Origin of the sequence: Porphyromonas sp. COT-290 OH3588 (assembly GCF_000769075.1) — a bacterium.
Classification (GTDB): Bacteria; Bacteroidota; Bacteroidia; order Bacteroidales; family Porphyromonadaceae; genus Porphyromonas.
Genome location: NZ_JRFC01000014.1, coordinates 368,667 through 386,898 on the forward strand (window position 1 = coordinate 368,667; position 18,232 = coordinate 386,898).

The following is an 18,232-nucleotide window of genomic DNA, read 5'->3' on the forward strand; positions in this document are numbered from 1 at the left end:
TGATGGGAAGAAATCTCCCAAAGTCGTGCATGCACGAAGACAATTACAGCAGGCAGCACAACAAACGGACTAAAATCTAGACACTTACAGAAAGCTCGTTTTAGGCGGTTATTTTCACTCGGCTGGGAGCAAGTGCACAAGAGAGGTCAAGCGCAATCTAGAGCCTCCTAGAGGCCAAATACGCGATCTACCGTTTTTGACCCACGCTCAAGGCATTTCTCTCATCAACATTCTGAAATTTGAGCTAAAATATAAATTTTGGTCTTCCCTACTTCTCTCTCAGCACAGCTCTATCCTCCCAATCCACACCATACGACTGACTAACCCTCCTCGGTAAATTGCTATTAGCTATCGCAAGACATAGCAACACGGAGTGGGACATCGGCTACTAGACTTACACCCTCTGCTAGAATTATCTGATTAGTGGGCTGTCACATCTGTGACGCACTGAGCAAAATCTGAGGACTAATTTTGCTCAAAATATCAGGACGTTCGTTAATCTCATTGCAGCAATCAATGCCTGTCAATACCTATTAATCGGTATTTTCATAAAGTATTTAGATTAATAGATGCGATATGTTTAATTTTGCTACGCAAAGAGAACGGCAGCCACCAGATCAAAACCTCACTCTACGAGGACACGCTGAAGCTATAGCTCTTGGCGAACATTAGGTTAGGTGTGGTCGGTCGCCGTGTATTTAACTCGTCATTCATCAAAAAATGCTGTAATGCAACAACAACCGAACTTCAAACGTGGTGCTTGGGAGCACGAACTCAATGTCCGTGACTTCATCGCACTCAACATTACGCCCTACGATGGCGATGCGAGCTTCCTATGCGGCCCAACCGAGAAGACTCGTAAGATCTGGGACCTCTGTCTAGAAGCACTCAAAGAGGAGCGTGACAACAATGGCGTTCGCTCTATCGACACCAAAACCATCTCTGGCATCACAGCCTTTGCCCCCGGCTACATCGACAAGGATAATGAGGTAATCGTAGGTCTACAGACCGACGAGGTGCTTCGCCGTGCGATGAAGCCCTTCGGTGGCTACAAGGTGGTGGAGAAAGCTGTACACGAGAATGGCCTCGAAGTAGACCCTCGTGTAACGGATATCTTCACCAACTACCGCAAGACGCACAACGATGGGGTGTTTGATGTGTACACGGACGAGATCCGCAAGTTCCGCTCCTTGAGCTTCCTCACGGGGCTACCAGACAACTATGCCCGTGGTCGCATCATCGGCGACTACCGCCGTCTTGCCCTCTATGGTGCCGACCGTCTGATCGCATGGAAGAAGGCAGACCTAGCCGCTCTACTTGGCCCTATGACCGAGGAGCGCATTCGTCTGCGTGAGGAGGTAGCCGAGCAGATCAAGGCACTTCACGAGATTGTACAGATGGCTGCGGATCACGGCTTCGATGTTCGCCGCCCTGCCTACACAGCTCAAGAGGCTGTACAGTGGGTATACTTCGCTTATCTAGCTGCCGTCAAGGATCAGGACGGCGCTGCTATGTCGCTAGGTAACGTGTCTGGGTTCCTAGACATCTATATCCAGTACGATCAGGAGCACAACGGCCTAAGCGAAGAGCTGGCGCAGGAGCTCATCGACCAGTTCGTCATCAAGCTACGTATGGTACGCCACCTACGCATGAATGCCTACAACGAGATCTTCGCTGGCGACCCAACATGGGTAACGGAGTCTATCGGTGGTCGCCTCTTCGACGGTCGTCACAAGGTAACCAAGACGAGCTTCCGCTTCCTCAATACACTCTACAACCTCGGCCCAAGCCCAGAGCCCAACATCACGCTGCTCTGGTCGCCAAGTCTACCGGAGGGCTTCAAGCAGTTCGCCGCTCAGGTATCTATCGACACGTCTTCTATCCAGTATGAGAATGACGATCTGATGCGCTCTACACGCCACTCGGACGACTACGGGATTGCCTGCTGTGTGTCCTTCCAAGACATCGGTAAGCATATCCAGTTCTTCGGGGCACGTACGAACCTAGCCAAGGCTCTCCTGTTGGCGATCAACGGCGGACGCTGCGAGGCTACTGGCACGGTGATGCTCGAGAATATCCCAGAGCTCAAGGGCGATGTACTCAACTTCGACGAAGTATGGGCCAACTACCTCGTAGTGCTCAAGGAGGTAGCACGCATCTACAACGAGTCGATGAACATCATACACTACATGCACGACAAGTACTACTACGAACGTGCTCAGATGGCTTTCATCGACACGAACCCACGCATCAACCTAGCCTACGGTGTAGCAGGTCTATCCATCGCAGCCGACTCACTCTCCGCCATTAAGTATGCCAAGGTAATGCCTAAGCGCAACGAGAAGGGACTGACCGAGGGCTTCACCATCGAGGGCGAATTCCCTTGCTATGGCAACGACGACGACCGTGTAGACAGCATCGCCACCGAGCTGACGAGCCTCTTCTCTCGTATGCTACGTGATCTACCTATATACAAGGGCGCAGAGCCTACGCTATCGGTGCTGACCATTACCTCCAACGTGATGTATGGTAAGAACACTGGTGCTACGCCAGACGGACGTGAGGCTGGTACGGCCTTCGCTCCCGGAGCGAACCCCATGCACGGCCGTGACAACCACGGAGCGATCGCCTCACTCAGCTCAGTGGCCAAGCTCGACTACGCAGACGCAGAGGACGGCATCAGCAATACCTTCAGCATCATTCCACACTCTCTAGGGTCTAATAAGGAAGAGCAGGTAGAGAACCTTATCGCTATGATGGACGGTTACTTTACTAAGGGTGCACACCACCTCAACGTCAATGTGCTCAACCGTGAGATGCTCGAGGACGCTATGGAGCACCCAGAGAACTACCCACAGCTGACGATCCGTGTGTCGGGCTATGCGGTGAACTTCATCAAGCTCAGCCGTGAGCATCAGCTCGAGGTGATCTCTCGCTCATTCCACAAGAGAATCAGATAATCACCACAGACAATGCTTCGAATACATTCATTCGAATCCTTGGGAACTTTCGACGGGCCGGGTATCCGGCTCGTCGTTTTCCTACAGGGCTGCAATTTTCGCTGCCTCTATTGCGCCAACCCCGACACGATCCCAATCGGTCAGGACGGCAAACTCGTAGAGCCCAGTGAGGTGCTACGCCGCGCGATCAATGAGAAGCCTTTTTTCGGCAAGCGAGGCGGTATTACCTTCAGCGGGGGGGAACCGACCGTGCAGGCCAAAGAGCTCATCCCGCTCTGCCACGACCTCAAGGCCGCAGGTATCCATATCTGTCTGGACACGAATGGGAGTATTCACAATCAGCACGTCCGAGAGCTGTGGGAGCTAGTGGATCTAGTCCTACTGGACTGCAAACAGATCAACCCCGAGCGACACAAGCTCCTGACGATGCTCGACAATAAGCGCACGCTCGAGACGGCGCAGATCCTCGCCGAGATGGGCAAGCCCGTTCGCCTGCGCTACGTACTCGTGCCGGGCTATAGCGATGCCGAGGAGGATCTACACGCTTTGGGCAAACACTTCGGCGGATTTGCCAATATCGAGCGCCTAGAGATCCTCCCCTACCATACCTACGGCAAACACAAATACGAAACTCTCGGCCAGCCCTATGCCCTAGAGGCCATTCACGAGCCTACGCCCGAGGAGGTAGACCGAGCCGTAGCTATCCTCTCGCCTTACTTCCGTACCGTCTGGACACAGTAGGCGCTATGAATCAGTTCTTCACACCTATTACCTCGTCCATCAATCCAGACATCGTCTTGGAGGACATCGAGCTAGAGCTCGTACGAGCAGCTTGTACACGCAAGCAGCTAGCCAAAGGCGACTTCCTCCTGACCCATGGGCAGCGGTGCCGCCATACTTTTTTCATCGAGCGAGGGCTGGTACGTCAGTACTCAATCGACCCCAAGGGCAAGGAACACATCTTATTCTTTGCTGCCGAAGGGGCTTTCCTCGACAATATCGAGGCGGTTCACTTCAACGCTCCCTCGTCCTACTTCATTCAAGCCATTGAGCCGACAGATGTACTCCTCATCAGCGAGGAGGCTCTCGCAGAGCTAGCTAAGCGCCTGCCTCACTTCTCCGATCTACACAGTCGGCTTCTCTATCAGCACATCATGCATCAGCACAAGCGTATCACCCAGCTACAGTCGAGCTCCGCCGAGGATCGGTATATGACTTTCGTACGCGATTACCCCGAGATGATGCTCCGTGTGCCACAGCTCATGATCGCATCATACCTTGGCATTACCCCAGAGAGCCTCAGCCGAGTAAGGAAGGCTTTAGCCGACAAAAACTTCAAACGATAATTATGAAAGAGGGCATTGCCGTTGGCAATGCCCTCTTTCATTTCTTAGGCTTTCATCTTCGTTCTTACCATAGGTCAATGCACAGGGCTAGCAATGGCCGTACCTTTGTATCATCAAACGATATAATTAATGAAGCAATGACTAAGAAAATTCAGTTCGTGGCTGCTCCTCAAGAATCCCACTGGGTAGGGGACGGCTTCAAGGTACACAACTTGATCCCCAGCTTGCCGGGGCTAAGTATGAAGGAGATGGACCCTTTCATCATGCTAGACTACAATGCGCTGATGCAAGTCGAGCCTCACGAAGTGCCTCGAGGCGTGGGCGTTCATCCGCATCGTGGGTTCGAGACGGTGACCATCGCCTATGAAGGCAAGGTAGAGCATCACGACAGCGGTGGCGGTGGCGGTATCATCGGAACTGGCGATGTGCAGTGGATGACGGCTGCCTCCGGAGTACTACACAAAGAGTACTACGAGCGCCAGTGGTGCAGGCAGGGGGGAGCCTTCCAAATGGTTCAGCTCTGGACAAACCTCCCTGCCAAAGATAAGATGAATCCACCCGCCTATCAGGCTATTGCCAACGCAGATATGGGACGGCAGGAACTAGACGACGGCAAGAGCTTCATTGAAGTGATCGCTGGGCAGTATGGGGAGGTTCAAGGACCGGCCAAGACACATTCGCCAATCCACATGATGAATGCAAAGCTCTTCGACGGAGCCAAAGCCGAATTCTCCTTCCCTGCTCACTACAATACACTGGTACTCGTCATCTCTGGTCAAGTACTCGTCAATGGTACGGAGGTAGCGACCGATCATCTGGTCAAGTTCGCCAACGAGGGAGAGTCGTTCAGCATTCAAGCCCTTGGGGAGCATGCGGTAGCACTTGTCCTCAGCGGCGAACCGATCAACGAACCGATCGCAGCCTATGGCCCATTCGTGATGAATACTCCGGGGGAAATCAAACAAGCTTTCATAGACTACAACCTAGGGAAATTTGGGTATCTGGAGGATTAACCCAAAGCGCAAGCACTCGTTTAGCCCACCCAAAGCCTCGGGAGCGAGGACAAAGAAGTGAACATTATTGAGCAAGGCGTGTTGTGATGAGCCACAGCACGCCTTTACTCTATGAATATAGATCGAGTATTCGTAGGCCAAAGCATTGATCCACAAGCCAGACAAAAGCCTGCTATGCAACCCTCGAAATTAAGTATCGGGGCAAAGATTTCTAAAACTCTATGGGGATTTAATGCATTTTGGAAGAAGTAAAAAGCATTACATTCTGAAAAAAGACATTATCTTTGCCACAGAGATATAAATTATTAACTAACTACAAACGAATAAGCTCTACTCTTATGGAGAAGCCCTACGTAATAGGCGTAGACCTCGGAGGCACCAATACGGTCTTCGGTATTGTAGATGCACGAGGCAACGTGGTTGTGAACGCATCGATCAAAACAGGTACGCATAACGACATTGAACTATACCTAAACGATCTCGAGGTTGGTCTGAACATGCTCATTGAGCAGGTAGGTGGTAAGGAGATGATACGAGGCATCGGTGTAGGAGCACCAAACGGCAACTACTTCACTGGCTCGATCGAATTTGCCCCCAACCTACCTTGGAAAGGAAAGATTCCTCTAGCACAGATGATCCAAGACCGTATGGGCATCCCCGTAGCACTAACCAACGACGCCAATGCAGCCGCCATCGGAGAAATGACCTACGGTGCAGCTCGTGGCATGAAGGACTTCATCGTGATCACGCTCGGCACTGGCGTAGGTAGTGGCATCGTAGTAGGCGGTCAGCTCGTGTACGGACACGACGGCTTCGCTGGCGAACTTGGTCACATGATCGTGCGTCGCAACGGACGTATCTGCGGTTGCGGTCGTCAAGGTTGCCTAGAGACCTACACATCTGCCACTGGAGTAGCACGCACAGCTCGTGAATATCTAAGCATTCGTTCCGAAGACAGCTTGATGCGCTCTGTAGACATCGACACGATTACCTCTAAGGACGTATTCGATGCGGCGATCAAGGGAGATAAGCTAGCCCTAGAGATCTTCGAAGCTACTGGTGCTATCCTTGGGGAGGCATTCGCCGACTTCGTTACGTTCTCCAGCCCAGAGGCGATAATTCTCTTCGGTGGTCTGACCAAGTCTGGCGATCTGCTGATGAACCCCATCAGACACCACATGGAGAAGAACCTGCTCAACATCTACAAGGGCAAGACGAAGCTACTCTTCTCTCAGCTCAAGGAAAGCGATGCAGCCGTACTAGGAGCCAGTGCTCTTGGTTGGGAAGCTAAGCCTATCGCATAGGCGCGATAGACCTAAACAACTAAATATATAGAGCGGAGGCTGCATCGAGGTAAAACCCTCGGCGCAGCCTCTGTCTGTTTTTCATCACCTATTTTCCTCGTTAAGCGTTATGTTAGCAGAGAATCCTTTACATAGCTTCAAGTTCTGTCCTCGCTGTGGGGCAGAGGGCTTCGCCGATCACGGCGAGCGAGCCAAGAGTTGCGCCCAGTGTGGGCTGACCTACTATGCCAATGTCGCCTCCGCTGTGGCTTGCCTGATACTCGACCGACACGACAACGGCCTATTCGTGCGTCGTGCCTTCGAGCCTGCCAAAGGAACGCTTGATCTACCAGGCGGATTTGTCGATCCTCTCGAAACAGCGGAGGCTGCCGTCATCCGTGAGATCAAAGAAGAAACGGGACTTGATGCCCAAGACATAACCTATCTAATGTCACTACCCAATATCTACCCTTACTCTGGAGTTACGGTCTATACTTCCGACCTATTCTTCCTCGTGCGAGTAGATAGCTTCGATGGAGCAGTAGCGGCGGACGATGCAGCAGAGCTTGTAATCCGTCCACTCTGCCAAATCCACTCCGATGAGTTCGGCCTTTCATCCATCAAGCAGTTCATCGCTTCGGTAGAGCATTACCTCCCCAAAGACTAATCTATGAGGGTCAAAGACCTGATTCCTCTGCTGGTACTACTCGCTGGTATTGTCCTGAGTCGGTGGCTGGCTCCTCTCGCTCCGCTCATTCCCTACACCATCTCGGGAATGCTCTTCCTCACATTCCTACGTGTGCGACCTAGGGACTTGCGCTTGCAGGCTTCGCATGGGGTACTCTTGCTCATTCAGCTCCTGCTGGCAGGCATAGCCTACTTCTGCTTCCTGCCTCTCGGCACACTCGCCGCCCAGTCCGCCCTACTACTATTCTTGACTCCTGCTGCAACGGCTGCACCTACCATCGTGATGCTCCTCGGTGGGCAAGCTGGCTACACGACTACCTACGTCCTGCTGAGCCACACGATGATTATGTTCGTTGCCCCTGCAGTCTTGCCCTTGGTGGGTGATGCTGGGGCAGATGTCCCCTTCATCACACAAGCCTCGAAGATCTTCTGGAGTATCACTCCACTCATCGTGCCAGCGATTGTCCTCGCATGGGGATTGCTATGGCTACACCACCCTATAGCCGAGCGCATCTCTCGGTTCAAAGGCTTACCCTTCTTCATCTGGCTACTCTCTCTGCTTCTACTCATGGCGCACACGGCCGAGTTTATGCGTCAGCACTCTGGCTGGACGTGGCGGGAGATCGCCCTACTTGCTGGCATCAGCCTAATCGCCTGCTTGGCTCAATACTTCATCGGGCATACACTCGCCTCTAGGCTCGGAGCGGAGCAGCATGCTATCCGCCACGCTCTCGGACAAAAAAACACGACGCTATCCCTGTGGTTAGCGTCGCTATTCCTACTGCCCCTCTCGCCCGTAGCCATCGCCTGCTACATCATTTGGCAGAATATCATCTTGACCTATCTATTGGCTCGTTTCCGTCCCCAGACCTAACTCTTGATGCAGGGCATCAAAGCGGATGACCGCCTGCTCGCCATGCTTGAGTAGAGAGCGACGAACGGCCTCTAAACTCTTGCGCTTGCTGAGCTTGGTTTTGGAGAAAAACTTGTCGGCATAGCACACGATGCGCTCCTCGACGCTCTGGGGGGCATAGATCCCCTCTGGCAAATCAATCCCACGTTGTCTGATCTCCTGCATTGTCAGCCCCGAGCCCGTATGCCGCTCGGCGACCAGAGCATGCCTCGGATAGCCTAGGCTACGCAGTAGCTCTGCCCCGAGATAGCCATGTCTGATATAGGGTTCATCTCCATGACAGTCGATACCAGAGGCATCGGTGAGATAAATCCCGATATCGTGGAGCATAGCCGCCTCTTGGACGAACTGTAGATCTGCACCAAGCTCGGCATGAGCCTGCACGATCTCGGTCGCCATCTGGCACACGTCTTGGCTATGTGCCACAAGAATCCGATAGGCCTCGCTACTGGGCGAATAGTATCGCTGGATAATCTCTATTGGGTCAATCATACCAAAAGCTAAACTAAAAAACTAGGCTATCGAGGAGCAGGACACTACCCAATAGCCTAGCGAATATTTCACAATCGAATCTCTACTGCATGGCAGCCTCAACTCCCGTACGGACCGTGGCGATGACGGCAATCAAGCTATTGGCGATGAACTTCACCGAGATTGCCAGCAGGATCACCCCGAAGAATTTACGCAGGATATACGCCCCATTCTTACCGAGCATACGCTCAATAGGGTCTACGAACCTAAGCCCAAGATAGACGACAATCATATTGAGGATAACGCTCATAGCGACATTGATCATCGCGATGCCCTGCCCTTGTAGGGTAAGGATAGTCGTGAAGGCGGCAGCTCCTGCAAAAAGGGGGAAGACTAAAGGAATAAATGTCGCATTAGCCGTAGGACCATCCTCGCGAAAAATCTGTATGCCGAAGACCATCTCGGCAGCCATCACAAAGAGGATAATCCCCCCCGCTACACCAAAGGAAGAGATGTCTACACCTAGCTTGTCGAGCAGAGGCTCACCAATAATTAGAAAGCACAGCAACACCAAGCAAGAATAGATACCAACTTGCGCTGCACTAAACTTCTGACCTCTATCCTTGAGCGACAGTACGATCGGAATCGCACCTAGGATATCGATCGTCACAAAAAGAGGCGCAAATGCTTTGATGATTTCGCTGATGCTAAACAGCGATAGCTCATGGGTAATGTTGGAGAAAAACGACATAAGGATTCGATCGATCTATTTGAACTTCTAGGTACAAAAAGAGCGGTAGGCGAGACTCGAACTCGTGACCCTCGGCTTGGGAAGCCGATGCTCTACCAACTGAGCTACTACCGCTTGTAAAGGCAGATGACTTGTTCCTAAAAAGGCCATCTATTTCCTTGGCAACAAAAGTAGATAAATCCGACAAAATCACAAAACCTTTTTGCAGATTACCTCACAGATCCGACACGACCTCTGGATACCGCCCACGGATAAAAAGAGAAAGGCGTTTCATAATGCACGAGCAACACAACTGTTTGCGCATTATAAAACACCTTAAAAGGGGGCCGTGCCAAAAATAAAGTCTGACACACCCCCTCCGATGTGTACTAGGCAGGGAGCTCAAGGCTCCTTGCTTGGGCAGCCTCTCCCTACCGATACGGCAGAGGAGGTGCGGTCTACTAAAGGTTTTCTACCTTCTCTACGATCTCAGTAGCCATAGAGTCTGCAGCAGCTGCTGTAGAGTCAGCAACAGCTTCAGCCTTTTCTACTACTGCTTCTACTGCTTCGATAGCTTCGTTCTTCAGAGAGTCTGCAGAAGCATTTTCGTTAGTCTTGTTACCGCAAGAAACGAAAGAAAGAGCAGCAACGAAAGCGCAGAGTGATACAAATTTCTTCATTGTAATTGATTTTTAATGTTTGAATTCAACTTCTAAAACGGCGCAAAGGTAAGGTAAGTTTCTGATATCGCAAAATTTCCACCCGACTTATATGCGTGTTTTTTACCTCTACCGACATCGCCCCAGCACACCCTCTCCCCTAGCGCTCAGCGAGAGAAAATGAACCCGAGCAACTCCTTGAGGATCTCCCCACTAGAGAGCGAGGCATCTACCCCCTTGCTTGCAGCATCGGCCAGACGAATCCGACGGATAATCTCGAAGACTGCCCCCGAAGAATAGAGCCTAGCCCCGGTAAGATAATCTCGTACTTGGAAGCTCCCCACTTTGAGTAACTCCCCGACACTCCGCTCATTGATCTGCGGCAGATAGTACACAGCCATAAGCGTCGAGAAATAGTTGAATAGGACTGGGAGTGTCGTCTGAATTGGGTAGTTTTTCTCATTAGCCGCAAAATAATAAGCGACCTTGAAGGCCTTGGCAGCATCTCGCTCAACGACTGCACGCAGGAGTTCAAAATTATTGTATTCCTTACTGATACCGATGTGCCGCTCTATGAGTTCTGGCGTGACCAACCTGCTGGACGCCCCACTTAGGGCAATAGAGAGCTTATCCACCTCCGAGAGTATCTTTTCTAGATCATTACCCGTATGGTCTGCCATGATATAGGCCGTGCGAGGCTCTATATTGAGCCCCACGGCAGAGAACGATTTGATGATGAAATCCGGGATCTTGGAGTCGTAGATCTTGCTGCTCTCGTAGAGCCCATCAATGGCCTCTAAGGCCTTGTAGAGCGCACGGCGCTTGTCCGCCTTCTTTTTGTAGCAGAGTACTAGGCAGGTCGTATCGGGCAGACTCGGGATATAGGGGGCTACTTGCTCTAGATCCTTGATCATCTGAGCCTCCCGCACCAGCACGAGATGCTTCTGCCCCATTAGCGGAAAGCGCATGACCTCGGAGATAATATCCTTGGCTGCGACATCGTGCCCGTAGAGAACCGATAGATTGAAGTCCCGCTCATCTTCGGGGATCAGCTCCGAGGCAAAAACCTCGGCTAATTTATCAATGAAGAGAGGCTCCTCACCCCAGAGCATATAGGCGGAGGCAAGGCTCTTTTTCTTGATTTTGCGTACAATATCTTCGTAGGTCGGCATCTTGAGAAACTCGCATATTTGGACTTAATCGGGCAGAAATCTGTACTTTCGCTTAGGCTACGCCCGCATAACTCTAGGACAAAGATAGATGATTAGACTCAACCTACCCCCCTATGCCATTCGGCTCAAGCAAGACTCAGACAAGTACTATGTCTTCGACGATCTACGCCAGAGATTCGTACGCCTCACACCAGAGGAATGGGTACGCCAACACTTCGTGCATTACCTTACCGATCATCTTGGCTATCCTAGAGAACTAATGATGAACGAAGTTCCTCTACAACTCGGTTCCCTAAAGAAGCGCAGCGATACGGTCCTCTACGATCGCACCCTCCGAGCCCAGATGCTTATCGAGTACAAGGCTCCGTCTATTAGGCTCAGCGAGGCTGTACTAGAGCAAATAGTCCGGTACAACTATCACTTCCGTGTCCCCTACCTCGTCCTGAGCAACGGGCTGGAGCATGTCGCCTATCAAATAGACTATACTCAAATGAGCTACAAGCAGCTAGAGGAGATCCCCCACTACTTGGCCTTGGCACCAAAGCAAGCATAGTCGAGGGCGAATCACCCTGTACAACGCTATGAGATCCGTGCCCTGCTCTCTGCAAATCTCAATTTATTACTCCTTTCATCTGCCATGGCTGTCAGACTTGTAGTGCTGCAAACTGGGAGTGGCAGTATCTCAAAGTTTACAAATCATGATGTAGTCTTCTTGATGCTCATGAACAACCTCAAAGCCGACTTTCTGATACATACGCACCGCATAGTTCATCTTTTGGACTGATAATGAAACTTGCTTATACCCATGCTCTCTCAATGCCGAGAGCATTTGCCTCATAAGTTCTGTGCCGATACCCAAATTTCTGTACTCTCTGAGAAGAGAAATCGAAAGTGATGGTGTTTCATCATCGACATGGCCGTAATCATTCATAATGCGAGTCCACACTGCCCCTACTATATCCCCATCTACTTCTACGACATAGCACACATCGGTTTTCTTGCCAAAATCCGAGATGTACATTTGTAGATCAGGGTGCTTGATGATATCCTTTGATGGTGCTTCAACTCCTTCTGGAATAAAGATAGCCTCGTACAAAAATGTATCGAGTACACTGACCTCAGTTGGCTTTAATGCTCTTATTCTATAATCCATATACCCCCTCTATGCTTATTCAATTAGGTTTAGAAATTTCCCTATTCGATCGTTTTCGGTATATAAAATTAGCTTGTTCTCTTCTATGTACAGCAATATAGCGTGCTTGGCTCAAAATCTCTTGCATTACACACTCCGCTCTGTCTATTGCGTGATAATGCGCACGTAGCGTCCCGACACATCAATCGAAAGCAAAATCAGTTTTTCGCTTTTTATGTTAAAATACATAAACGGATTGAGCCTAAATTGGGGAAACCAAAGGAGCATTTTGGGAGAAGCTATTAGTTCCAAGCAATAAATTGATGGGAACGTTCTTTCGGATTGTAGGACTAATCCTCGGTGATGTGCCCACTAATCCGCAGAGATTGATGGGAAGAAAACCTAATAGTTTGGCTTCTCTGAGAGAAAATCGGTCACAAAAACAAAATACAAATCTGATTATCAATACATTACAAACAGCCTGTTTTAGACAATTATTTTCGTTCGCCTAGGGGTAAAGTACCCCAAAGAGGGCAAACCTCGTCTAGAGGCTCCTAGGGGGTAAATACGTGATATAAACAAATTATCCACTGTTTATACACATCTTCCCATCAACATTCTGAAACCTGCACTAAATTATAAATCTCCATCGCCTATCGTCAAATGCAATCTACTCAGGTTACTTGCGACATTTGCTCTGCTAAGACCTGCCAAAGGGAGCGATAGATAGAGGCTAGAGGCCTAGAAGTGTACACTTGCTGGTAGCTTACAGCACAGAGCTTGCTCAAATGAGCCATTTTGCACAGAGAATTGGCTATCTTTGAGGGACAACGTAAATAACTAGATCGACTATTAGCTACTAATTTGTGTAAAGCATGAAAAGCGTATTGACCTCCGCCCTGCGTATAGCCTCCGTGGCTGTAGGGCTCCTCTCTGCTACGCCACAGCTAGAGGCTCAACAGGGCTATCAGCCTACTACCGACAATCTGCAAGCTCGTGAACAGTTTAGGGATAAAGGCTTCGGCATCTTCCTACACTGGGGCTTGTATAGCATGTTTGCCCAAGGCGAGTGGTATATGACCAATGCCAACATCAATCATCTGGAGTATGCTAAGTCTGCGGCAGGGTTCTATCCCGCTAAGTTCAACGCTGCCGAGTGGGTAGCCGCAATCAAAGCCTCGGGAGCAGGCTATCTGACCATTACCTCACGCCACCATGACAGCTTCTCGCTCTGGGATACCAAGTACAGCGACTACAACATCGTCAAGGCGACCCCCTTTGGCCGTGATGTACTGGCCGAGCTACGGGACGAGTGTCACAAGCAGGGGCTCGGCTTCCACATCTACTACTCTCTGCTCGACTGGCACAGAGAGGACTATTACCCTCTAGGACGCACGGGCCGAGGCACAGGACGCACGGGGCAAGGCAAGTGGCAGGACTACGACGACTTTATGAACAATCAGCTCACCGAGCTCGTGCGGGACTACGACGCCGACGCCATCTGGCTAGACGGCTGGTGGGACCATGATATTCACCCCGACTTCGATTGGAACTTTGGGCGTATGTACCACAACATTCATCAGATCAAGCCCAGCTGCCTCGTGGGGAACAATCATCATCAGACACCTTTTGAGGGCGAAGACTTCCAGATGTTTGAGCGAGATGTACCGGGCGCTAATACAGCAGGCCTATCGGGGCAAGACATCAGCCATCTGCCTCTCGAAACCTGCCAAACGATGAATGGCATGTGGGGGTACAAGATTATTGACCAGAACTATAAGTCCGACAGTACACTTATCCGCCTGCTCGTGCAGACGGCAGGGCGCAATGCCAACCTCCTACTCAACATAGGCCCCGAGGCATCGGGTGTACTCCCTAGCTTGGCTCTGGATCGGCTCTCCAAAATAGGCAAGTGGATGCAGATCTACGGCAAGACAGTCAAGGACGGCGTGCGCGGGGGAATTATCCCTCCACAGGAGTGGGGCGTGACGACGCAACGTGGCAAGACGCTCTACCTACATATCCTCGACTGGCGGAGCCGTATGCTCTCCCTCCCTCTGGTAGAGCGTGTGCGTAGCGTCAAGGTTTTCGATAGTGGCCGCCCCGTACCTTTCCAGCAGACGAAGGCCGGGCTAACACTTACTTTTGACAAGGCGCCCTCAGAGGCCAATCCGATTGACTATGTCGTAGAGGTAACACTCAAGTAGCAAGTATGGAGTACCGGATAGAGAATTGTGCTAACTGCGCCGAAAGTGCTCGTCGTGCTGCGCTTGGCGGTGCCTATCGGGTGGAGCTATGTGCAGGTATGCCCGAGGGGGGGACAACCCCCTCGTACGGAGAGATTCGGGCGACACGCGCACTCATAGACATCAAGCTCAACGTCATCATTCGCCCCCGTGGTGGGGACTTCCTCTACACGCCTCTAGAAGTCAAGACGATGCTCTACGACATCGAGATGGCTCGCTCGCTCGGGGTAGACGGCATAGTGGTCGGTTGCCTAACGGCAGAGGGTGATGTGGACAAGGCTACGATGCGCCAGCTCATCAAGGCTGCGGGGGGGCTACCCGTAACCTTCCACCGAGCGATAGATATGTGCCGTGATAGGAGTAAGGCCTTGGAGGACATCATAGAGCTGGGCTGTACACGTGTGCTCACTTCTGGAGGTGCAGCCACAGCCATGGACGGAGCTGACGAGATAGCTCGCTTGGTAGCACAGGCTCGTGGGCGTATCATCGTGATGCCGGGTAGTGGCGTCAATCCGTCCAATGTGGCAGAGCTAGCACGCAGGACTGGAGCGCAGGAATTTCATTTCTCTGGTCGTAGCGGTGAAGACAGCCCGATGCGTTACCGCCAAGAAGGCGTTTCGATGGGCGGCACAGTGACGATAGACGAATACCGCCGTGAGCTCACCGACCCCGCCAAGATCCGTGCAGCCGTCGAGGCCCTAGCAGGGATATAGCGGGTTGGCAGGTCTTAGAGTAAGTATTCTGTATAGACTGAACAACCTTGTAGATTACCTATAACCAACGAATATCTTGTAGCATGCTGCGTCGCTATAAGCTAGGGTCTGATTATTGGTACAACTAATCACCTAAACTCCTTAATGAAACATCATTGACAAAATCGAATAACAATGGTAACACGAATCTTATCTTTTGCGCTTGCGCTTGGGTTATTGGGTATGGCTTCGGGAGAGGCGGCTCCTCAAGGTAAGTCCCTCACACCGCTAGAGCGTAAACAACAGATCTTCCCCGAGGGAGATCTATTCCGCATCTTCAAAACCCCAATGAGCGAGCAGGAGCGTGAGGCAATGGCATTCCTCTACGCCTATATGCCAGCCAACGATCTAATTGATTACTCAGGCGAATTCTACTTAAGGCATGTACGCTCCTCTCTCCAAGCACGCCAAGAAATGCCTTGGGGAAGTAAAATCCCTGATCGAGAATGGCGACACTTCGTCCTACCCGTACGTGTCAATAACGAAACGCTCGACTCGGCACGTATGGTTTTCTACGATGCACTCAAAGATCGTGTCAAGGGGCTTTCGCTCTACGATGCTGTGCTAGAGGTCAATCACTGGTGCCACGAGCACGTTGTCTACACACCGAGCGACTCTCGTACCTCTTCGCCTCTGGCTACGATACGCACAGCATACGGCCGCTGTGGGGAGGAGTCTACACTGCTGGTAGCTGCCCTGCGAGCCGTTGGTATCCCAGCCCGACAGGTCTATACCCCACGCTGGGCTCACACCGACGACAACCACGCTTGGGTCGAGGCTTGGGTCGATGGCAGATGGCACTTCCTCGGAGCCTGTGAGCCAGAGCCCGTGCTCGACCTCGGGTGGTTCAATGCTCCAGTATCCCGTGCTATGCTGGTACACACCAAGGTTTTCGGCCACTATGATGGGCCAGAGGACGTGATGAGCCGAACCCCCACTTATACCGAGATCAACGTCATCGGCAACTATGCCCACACGAGCCCCATAGAGGTCGAGGTCGTAGACGAGGCAGGCAGACCTCAGTCAGATGTCTTGGTAGAGTTTAAGGTCTACAACTACGGCGAGTTCTACTCCGTAGCGACTAAGCGAACTGACAAAAGGGGACGCACCTCTCTCACGGCTGGGCGAGGCGATATGCTCATCTATGCGAGCAAGCCAGAGGGCTCTGGTTATCGCTATGGTATGGGGCAGGTCAGCTTCGGGCAGGATAAGACGCTTCGCCTCGTGCTCAAGCATCAACCTAGCGATAAGCTAGAGATGCAGCTCACAGTGACACCTCCACGAGAGGACGCTCGCTATCCCGAAGTGACAGAAGCACAGAGAGTGGAGAATAACCGCCGTATGGCTCAGGAGGATTCGATCCGCAATGCCTACGTATCTACATTCCTAGACAAGCAGCTCGAGGGGTTAGATGCTCGAGGCAACTGGCAGACACTCAAAACCTTCGTAGAGGCAGCTAAAGATCGCACCAAGGCAATTGCGCTGCTACGTGCCATATCTGCCAAAGACCTTAGGGACGTTGAGCTAGCCACTCTTCAAGATCATCTTGATCATACGCAGATTCAACCTACCTATCGTGGGCAGGACGAGCTGCAGATGGCGTACATCTACAACCCTAGAGTCGCCAATGAGATGATTACTCCCTACAAACATTACTTCCAAGAGCAGATCCCTCTGTCCCTCCAACTCCGATTCAAACAGTCGCCCGAGCAGATCCGCCAGTGGTGTCTAGAGCACATTCAAGATGTTAGTGGCTACAATCCGTTGGCGTACCCCATTCAGCCTAGAGGTGTCTGGGTGAGCCGTCGTGCCGATGCTCATTCGCTTGGTATTTTCTTCGTTGCCCTCGCCCGCTCAATGGGCTGGCCTGCGCGTATTGATGGTGTTACGGGTAAGGTGCAGTGCTACACAGAGGATAGATGGCAGGATGTTTCGCTTGCTAAGGCTTCGAGCAAGCCAGCAGCACGCGAGGGTGCGCTTCGCTTGAGCTACGAGGATAATGGGATCGTTGATAACCCGAAGTATTACTACCACTTCTCTATCTCCAAGTTTGGCTCCGACGGACGCCTAAGTCTACTCAACTACGACGAGGGAGATAATGGTCTGGAGCAGGGAAGTAACTGGGCTGGCACGTTTAAGAACGGAGCTCCGATGGACGAAGGACAGTATCTTTTGGTTTCGGGATCACGTCTTGCCAATGGTAGTGTGTTGGTGGATATGAAGACTTATACGATTGAGTCTGGGCAGACAACGGACGCCCAGCTTACAATGCGCCGTGACACAACAGCCGTAGCCGTACTAGGTAGCTTCAACTCGGAGAACCTCTATAAGCATCTTGGCGATGCACACCAGCTCGCCACCACGGAGGCTGTAGCTGGGGCTACGGGACAGACTAAGTCAATCCTCTCGACTACTGGGCGTGGCTACTACATACTCGGGGTACTAGGAGCAGGGCAAGAGCCCACCAATCATGCTCTACGAGATATTATGGCAGAGCGAGAACTGTTGGAGAGCTGGGGACAGAAGATGCTTTTGGTCTTCTCGGACGAAGTTAGCCGTAGCCGCTACCGAGCCGAGGACTTCAAAGCACTACCCAAGACAGCAACTCTCGGGGTGGATATAGACGACAAACTCTTGGCCGAACTCAGAGCGAATATGAAGCTCAAGACAAGTGATCTACCAATCTTTGTGATTGCGGACACTTTCAATCGTGTGGTCTTCATCTCTCAAGGCTATACGATCGGCCTAGGTCGCCAGCTCCGTAGCGTGATCACCGCTCTAGAGGCAGACCGCTGTCCGACTCCGACACGCACGTGCGCCGTGCCTTAATCGGATACGCATCAGATGAAATAAAAGCATTAGGTCCAG

16 protein-coding genes and 1 tRNA gene are annotated in these 18,232 nt (G+C 51.6%); 11 read left to right on the forward strand and 6 right to left on the reverse strand.

Annotated elements, in window-relative coordinates; genetic code table 11:
- Positions 1-728: 728 nt before the first annotated feature.
- The 7 genes from pflB to HQ48_RS03360 all read left to right on the forward strand — a co-directional run bounded on the left by pflB (position 729) and on the right by HQ48_RS03360 (position 8,163).
- A complete protein-coding gene (gene pflB, locus HQ48_RS03330) occupies positions 729-2,960 on the forward strand; it encodes a formate C-acetyltransferase (RefSeq protein ID WP_044189353.1) in 2,232 nt (743 codons plus the stop codon).
- Between the two features lie 12 nt (positions 2,961-2,972).
- Positions 2,973-3,701 (forward strand): pyruvate formate-lyase-activating protein, encoded by a 729-nt coding sequence (gene pflA, locus HQ48_RS03335; RefSeq protein WP_044231662.1) that lies wholly within the window; start codon positions 2,973-2,975, stop codon positions 3,699-3,701.
- A 5-nt stretch (positions 3,702-3,706) separates the two neighbouring features.
- A complete protein-coding gene (locus HQ48_RS03340) occupies positions 3,707-4,306 on the forward strand; it encodes a Crp/Fnr family transcriptional regulator (RefSeq protein ID WP_044231663.1) in 600 nt (199 codons plus the stop codon).
- A 137-nt stretch (positions 4,307-4,443) separates the two neighbouring features.
- Positions 4,444-5,319, forward strand: coding sequence for a pirin family protein (locus HQ48_RS03345; protein ID WP_044231985.1), 876 nt, complete (start codon positions 4,444-4,446; stop codon positions 5,317-5,319).
- A gap of 338 nt (positions 5,320-5,657) precedes the next feature.
- Entirely contained in the window at positions 5,658-6,623 is a 966-nt protein-coding gene (locus HQ48_RS03350; protein WP_044231664.1) for an ROK family protein, read from the forward strand.
- A gap of 109 nt (positions 6,624-6,732) precedes the next feature.
- A complete protein-coding gene (locus tag HQ48_RS03355) occupies positions 6,733-7,269 on the forward strand; it encodes an NUDIX domain-containing protein (protein ID WP_044231667.1) in 537 nt (178 codons plus the stop codon).
- 3 nt (positions 7,270-7,272) lie between these two features.
- Positions 7,273-8,163, forward strand: a complete 891-nt coding sequence (locus HQ48_RS03360) for a hypothetical protein (RefSeq protein WP_044231668.1) — start codon at positions 7,273-7,275, stop codon at positions 8,161-8,163.
- On the opposite strand, the gene HQ48_RS03365 is transcribed toward HQ48_RS03360, so the two are convergent.
- From HQ48_RS03365 to holA, 5 genes are all read right to left on the reverse strand, one after another.
- Positions 8,134-8,694 (reverse strand): HD domain-containing protein, encoded by a 561-nt coding sequence (locus HQ48_RS03365; protein ID WP_044231670.1) that lies wholly within the window; start codon positions 8,692-8,694, stop codon positions 8,134-8,136. The two genes, HQ48_RS03360 and HQ48_RS03365, sit on opposite strands and share 30 nt — an antisense overlap.
- Before the next feature lie 82 nt (positions 8,695-8,776).
- On the reverse strand, positions 8,777-9,424 hold the full coding sequence (locus tag HQ48_RS03370) for a MarC family protein (protein ID WP_044189371.1): 648 nt from the start codon (positions 9,422-9,424) through the stop codon (positions 8,777-8,779).
- 41 nt (positions 9,425-9,465) lie between these two features.
- Positions 9,466-9,538 (reverse strand) — tRNA-Gly (locus tag HQ48_RS03375).
- A 326-nt stretch (positions 9,539-9,864) separates the two neighbouring features.
- Complete coding sequence (locus tag HQ48_RS03380; RefSeq protein ID WP_044231672.1) at positions 9,865-10,083, reverse strand: hypothetical protein; 219 nt, start codon at positions 10,081-10,083, stop codon at positions 9,865-9,867.
- Between the two features lie 146 nt (positions 10,084-10,229).
- Complete coding sequence (gene holA / locus HQ48_RS03385; RefSeq protein ID WP_044231674.1) at positions 10,230-11,234, reverse strand: DNA polymerase III subunit delta; 1,005 nt, start codon at positions 11,232-11,234, stop codon at positions 10,230-10,232.
- 88 nt (positions 11,235-11,322) lie between these two features.
- Here holA and HQ48_RS03390 point away from each other — a divergent pair, with 88 nt between their 5' ends.
- Positions 11,323-11,787: a type I restriction enzyme HsdR N-terminal domain-containing protein gene (locus HQ48_RS03390; protein ID WP_044189390.1), complete on the forward strand. Its 465-nt coding sequence runs from the start codon at positions 11,323-11,325 to the stop codon at positions 11,785-11,787.
- 129 nt (positions 11,788-11,916) lie between these two features.
- Here HQ48_RS03390 and HQ48_RS03395 read toward each other — a convergent pair whose 3' ends face one another.
- Positions 11,917-12,387: a GNAT family N-acetyltransferase gene (locus HQ48_RS03395; RefSeq protein WP_044231676.1), complete on the reverse strand. Its 471-nt coding sequence runs from the start codon at positions 12,385-12,387 to the stop codon at positions 11,917-11,919.
- 854 nt (positions 12,388-13,241) lie between these two features.
- Between HQ48_RS03395 and HQ48_RS03400 the strand changes: the two genes are divergently transcribed.
- The 3 genes from HQ48_RS03400 (at position 13,242) to HQ48_RS03410 (ending at position 18,193) form a co-directional block, all read left to right on the forward strand.
- A complete protein-coding gene (locus HQ48_RS03400; protein WP_044231677.1) occupies positions 13,242-14,573 on the forward strand; it encodes an alpha-L-fucosidase in 1,332 nt (443 codons plus the stop codon).
- Between the two features lie 5 nt (positions 14,574-14,578).
- Positions 14,579-15,325, forward strand: a complete 747-nt coding sequence (locus tag HQ48_RS03405; protein ID WP_044231678.1) for a copper homeostasis protein CutC — start codon at positions 14,579-14,581, stop codon at positions 15,323-15,325.
- 174 nt (positions 15,326-15,499) lie between these two features.
- Positions 15,500-18,193 (forward strand): transglutaminase family protein, encoded by a 2,694-nt coding sequence (locus HQ48_RS03410; RefSeq protein WP_044231680.1) that lies wholly within the window; start codon positions 15,500-15,502, stop codon positions 18,191-18,193.
- Positions 18,194-18,232 lie beyond the last annotated feature (39 nt).

What these genes read in the sequence shown, in the direction of transcription:
- HQ48_RS03365 (WP_044231670.1), bottom strand. Translation starts at nt 8,694, where the DNA reads ATGATTGACCCAATAGAGATTATCCAGCGATACTATTCGCCCAGTAGC.
- pflB (WP_044189353.1), top strand. Translation starts at nt 729, where the DNA reads ATGCAACAACAACCGAACTTCAAACGTGGTGCTTGGGAGCACGAACTC.
- HQ48_RS03370 (WP_044189371.1), bottom strand. Translation starts at nt 9,424, where the DNA reads ATGTCGTTTTTCTCCAACATTACCCATGAGCTATCGCTGTTTAGCATC.
- holA (WP_044231674.1), bottom strand. Translation starts at nt 11,234, where the DNA reads ATGCCGACCTACGAAGATATTGTACGCAAAATCAAGAAAAAGAGCCTT.
- HQ48_RS03390 (WP_044189390.1), top strand. Translation starts at nt 11,323, where the DNA reads ATGATTAGACTCAACCTACCCCCCTATGCCATTCGGCTCAAGCAAGAC.
- HQ48_RS03360 (WP_044231668.1), top strand. Translation starts at nt 7,273, where the DNA reads ATGAGGGTCAAAGACCTGATTCCTCTGCTGGTACTACTCGCTGGTATT.
- pflA (WP_044231662.1), top strand. Translation starts at nt 2,973, where the DNA reads ATGCTTCGAATACATTCATTCGAATCCTTGGGAACTTTCGACGGGCCG.
- HQ48_RS03340 (WP_044231663.1), top strand. Translation starts at nt 3,707, where the DNA reads ATGAATCAGTTCTTCACACCTATTACCTCGTCCATCAATCCAGACATC.
- HQ48_RS03380 (WP_044231672.1), bottom strand. Translation starts at nt 10,083, where the DNA reads ATGAAGAAATTTGTATCACTCTGCGCTTTCGTTGCTGCTCTTTCTTTC.
- HQ48_RS03395 (WP_044231676.1), bottom strand. Translation starts at nt 12,387, where the DNA reads ATGGATTATAGAATAAGAGCATTAAAGCCAACTGAGGTCAGTGTACTC.
- HQ48_RS03405 (WP_044231678.1), top strand. Translation starts at nt 14,579, where the DNA reads ATGGAGTACCGGATAGAGAATTGTGCTAACTGCGCCGAAAGTGCTCGT.
- HQ48_RS03355 (WP_044231667.1), top strand. Translation starts at nt 6,733, where the DNA reads ATGTTAGCAGAGAATCCTTTACATAGCTTCAAGTTCTGTCCTCGCTGT.
- HQ48_RS03350 (WP_044231664.1), top strand. Translation starts at nt 5,658, where the DNA reads ATGGAGAAGCCCTACGTAATAGGCGTAGACCTCGGAGGCACCAATACG.
- HQ48_RS03410 (WP_044231680.1), top strand. Translation starts at nt 15,500, where the DNA reads ATGGTAACACGAATCTTATCTTTTGCGCTTGCGCTTGGGTTATTGGGT.
- HQ48_RS03400 (WP_044231677.1), top strand. Translation starts at nt 13,242, where the DNA reads ATGAAAAGCGTATTGACCTCCGCCCTGCGTATAGCCTCCGTGGCTGTA.
- HQ48_RS03345 (WP_044231985.1), top strand. Translation starts at nt 4,444, where the DNA reads ATGACTAAGAAAATTCAGTTCGTGGCTGCTCCTCAAGAATCCCACTGG.